At 60.3% G+C, this 976-nt stretch carries 1 pseudogene; it reads left to right on the forward strand.

Going from position 1 to position 976, the window contains the following annotated elements:
- Window positions 1-85: 85 nt before the first annotated feature.
- Window positions 86-976, forward strand: a pseudogene (locus CA236_RS18595) (helix-turn-helix domain-containing protein); the annotation flags it as partial.

Here is a 976-nt window from a genome sequence, read left to right on the forward strand (position 1 = left end):
TGTTCCCCGTCAGCGCCAATGGCACAGATTTGAGGTTGTGAATTAAGGAGTGTTGGGGCTTCGTCGTAGTGACGAAGGAACGAAGATGAAGCCCCAACACTCCTTGAAAAAATCGCCTGCCAAGGCCCCTGCTGAGCGGGTGGTGAAGGACATCCGGCGGCAGACCCGGCGGCATTTTTCGGCCGAAGACAAGATCCGCATTGTGCTCGATGGGCTGCGTGGCGAAGACAGCATTGCTGAACTATGCCGCAAGGAAGGCATTGCCCAGAGCCTGTATTACACCTGGTCGAAGGAGTTTATGGAAGCGGGCAAGCGGCGCCTGGCGGGTGACACGGCTCGTGCCGCGACCAGCGGCGAGGTGCAGGACCTGCGCCGCGAAGCCCGTGCCCTGAAGGAATGCGTGGCCGACCTGACGCTCGAAAACCGTCTGCTCAAAAAAAGCATGATCGCGGATGGGGGCGACGACGAATGAGATATCCCGCATCCGAGAAGCTCGAGATCATCCGGATCGTCGAGCAGTCGCATCTGCCGGCGAAGCTCACCCTCGACAAGCTGGGGATCGCACGCCGGACGTTCTACCGATGGTACGACCGGTTCCTCGAAGGCGGACCGGAGGCGTTGGAAGATCGGCCATCGGCACCGAGCCGCGTGTGGAACCGGATCCCGCCTGACATCCATGATCAGATCATCGAACTGGCGCTGGAGCAGTCCGAGCTGAGCCCACGGGAGCTGGCGGTGCGCTTTACCGACGAAAGGCGTTACTTCGTGTCGGAAGCCACGGTTTACCGCCTTCTGAAGGCCCATGACCTGATCACCAGCCCGGCCTATGTGGTGATCAAGGCCGCCGATCAGTTCCACACCAAGACCACCCGGCCGAACGAGATGTGGCAGACCGACTTCACCTACTTCAAGATTATCGGGTGGGGCTGGATGTACCTGTCGACCGTGCTCGACGACTTCTCACGCTACATCGACC

Source organism: Sphingomonas sp. ABOLG (genome assembly GCF_003950435.1).
Lineage (GTDB): Bacteria > Pseudomonadota > Alphaproteobacteria > Sphingomonadales > Sphingomonadaceae > Sphingomonas > Sphingomonas panaciterrae.